Raw genomic sequence first — 2,160 nt, 5'->3', positions numbered from 1 at the left:
CCACGTCGCCTTCGACGACCTGGCAGTGGTAGAGGTCCATCTGCACCTTCAGGTTGGCCGCGCCCACCAGACTGATGATCTCGTGCGCATGGTCCTGCCGGTTCAGGAAATAGCCCGGCATGTCGCGCTGGTTGATCGGCTCGATCAGCAGGTCCACGCCAACCGTCGCCGCCTGCGCCGCGGCCCACGCCAGGCGCTCGACGTACGCCGCCTGCAGCGCGGCGCGCTCGGTGCCCGGCGCAAGGCAGCCGGCCATGACATGCACGCGCGGGCAATCGACGTCCTGTGCATACACAAGGGCCTGATCGACGCTGCGCCGGAAGTCGTCGCTGCGTCCCGGCAGACACGCCAGACCGCGCTCGCCTCCCGCCCAGTCACCCGGCGGTGCGTTCATCAGCACGAGCGGCAGGCCGGCGGATGCGAGCCGTTCGCTCAGGGCTGCCGCCGGGTGTTGATAGGGGAACTGGCATTCGACGGCCGGGAAGCCGTCGTGCGCCGCCGCGGCAGGGCGGTCGAGGAAGGAATGCTCCGTGTAGAGCAGGCTGAGGTTGGCGGCGAAACGTGGCATGCGCGCATGCTGCCAGCTTCGCGCGGCGCCGCGAAGGCGGCAGCCGCGCTGCCGTAGCATCGGCGTCGGGCGGGGCGGGCATTGACGAATGCCTTGCTTTGCGCCCCGGGCGACCTCCTTCACCGCCTCGCGTGTCGTGGAGTGTGAACAGGCCTTAAGCCTTGTCGTTGCGCAGCACGACCAGCTTGGACAGCCGAAACAGATTCACCGGGCGAACCGATTCGACGTGCCAGTCGTGCGCGAGGATGTGCTCCTCGTAGGCGAAGTCCGAGCGAAACCCGACGCGGTCGGCCACCGAACGCACCGCGCGCTCCATCAACCACCAGAACGGGCTCCCGCTGAAATGGTTGACGACCAGGATCGCCCCGCCCGGCTTGCACACGCGCCGGATCTCGTGCACCAGCCGCGCCGGATGCGGCGTGACCGACAGGACGTAAGGAACCGTCACGCAATCGAAGCTGTCGTCGGCAAACTCCATGCGTTCGGCGTTCATCACCTGCAGGGCCACCTGGCGCTGCGGCATGGCGGCCGCACGTGTGCGCGCACGCTCCAGCATGTCGGCCGAGAGATCGATGCCGACCACCCGCGAGTCCGCCGGATACCCGGCGAGGGTGAGGCCGGTGCCCACGCCGACCTCCAGCACCGCAGCAGGATGCAGGGCCGAGGCCGCTGCCCCCATGGCCTTGCGGCCGGGCTCGAGCACGCGCCCGAACACCCAGTCGTACAAGGGGGCGAAGCGGTCGTAGGTGCGCACGACCGCACGGGCGGTGGGCCCGGGCTTGGCTTGCTCGCTGAACGTTTCCGGCTCGGGTTGACGCGCCGCGGTTCGCACTCCGCTTTCTCTCATGGGGTTTTCCTGGCTAGTGGATGACGTGGATGCTACGTGCGGCAACCGCGGTGCCTGCCATGGCAACTTTGCTGCCCGGCGCTGGACTTTTTGGTCGTGGGTCCGCGGGAACAGTGATTGCCTCAAGCATTCTCGCAACCGACGGAGCCTTGCATGAACGACGTTCCCCCACTTCCCGCCGAGCCCGCGCTCGGCGCTGTGCCGCTTGAGCGCAGCAGCCGCGCACCTGAAGGCACGGCTCGCCGCGATGACCCCGGCTACGACCGCTCATCCGCCGACGGCGCAGGGGAGCCACTGGAGCGAAGCCCCCGCGAGCCGGCCGAAGGCACGCCGCAGCCTGTCCGATAAGGAACGACCATGACGACCCCGCCCGATACGAAACCTACTGATCCCGCGCCTGCCAAGCACGAGGAAGACCTGATCGACGAGGCCGTCGAAGAAAGCTTCCCCGCCAGCGATCCGCCGGCCATCACGCCGCGGCGCAAGGCTGTCGATGAGGACGCGGGCCGCAAGCCGGCAAAGGGTGACGACACGCAGCAACAGCCGCCGGTGCCATCGCCCTCATGACACGGCGCCGTGTCGGGAAACCGCGTTTCACGTGTGTTTAGCGTTGGTGCGCCCGGCTGGGATCGAACCAGCAACCCCTGCCTTCGGAGGGCAGTACTCTATCCATTGAGCTACGGACGCAGGGCGTGGATTCTAGCGCGCGCGCTTGCGGGCCTTTGCCCAGTGCGGCCCACCGAGG

Annotated in this window: 3 protein-coding genes and 1 tRNA gene; 1 reads left to right on the top strand and 3 read right to left on the bottom strand. The window is 68.4% G+C overall.

What is annotated here, in order from left to right; genetic code table 11:
- A partial coding sequence (locus H0W38_RS21470; protein WP_292458025.1) for a TIM barrel protein occupies window positions 1-568 on the bottom strand: 568 nt, incomplete at its 3' end.
- A gap of 154 nt (window positions 569-722) precedes the next feature.
- Window positions 723-1,415: a class I SAM-dependent methyltransferase gene (locus H0W38_RS21465; protein WP_292458022.1), complete on the bottom strand. Its 693-nt coding sequence runs from the start codon at window positions 1,413-1,415 to the stop codon at window positions 723-725.
- Between the two features lie 357 nt (window positions 1,416-1,772).
- On the opposite strand from H0W38_RS21465, the gene H0W38_RS21460 reads away from it, so the two are divergent.
- Window positions 1,773-1,982 (top strand): hypothetical protein, encoded by a 210-nt coding sequence (locus tag H0W38_RS21460; RefSeq protein WP_292458020.1) that lies wholly within the window; start codon window positions 1,773-1,775, stop codon window positions 1,980-1,982.
- Window positions 1,983-2,026: 44 nt separating this feature from the next.
- Here the strand turns inward: H0W38_RS21460 and H0W38_RS21455 are convergent.
- A tRNA-Arg gene (locus H0W38_RS21455) sits at window positions 2,027-2,102 on the bottom strand.
- Between the last annotated feature and the right edge of the window lie 58 nt (window positions 2,103-2,160).

The sequence above is a fragment of the Methylibium sp. genome, from assembly GCF_013817365.1.
Taxonomy (GTDB): Bacteria; Pseudomonadota; Gammaproteobacteria; order Burkholderiales; family Burkholderiaceae_C; genus Methylibium.
The sequence above is the reverse complement of the archived record's forward strand: the minus strand, read 5'-3'. Positions and strand labels throughout refer to the sequence as shown.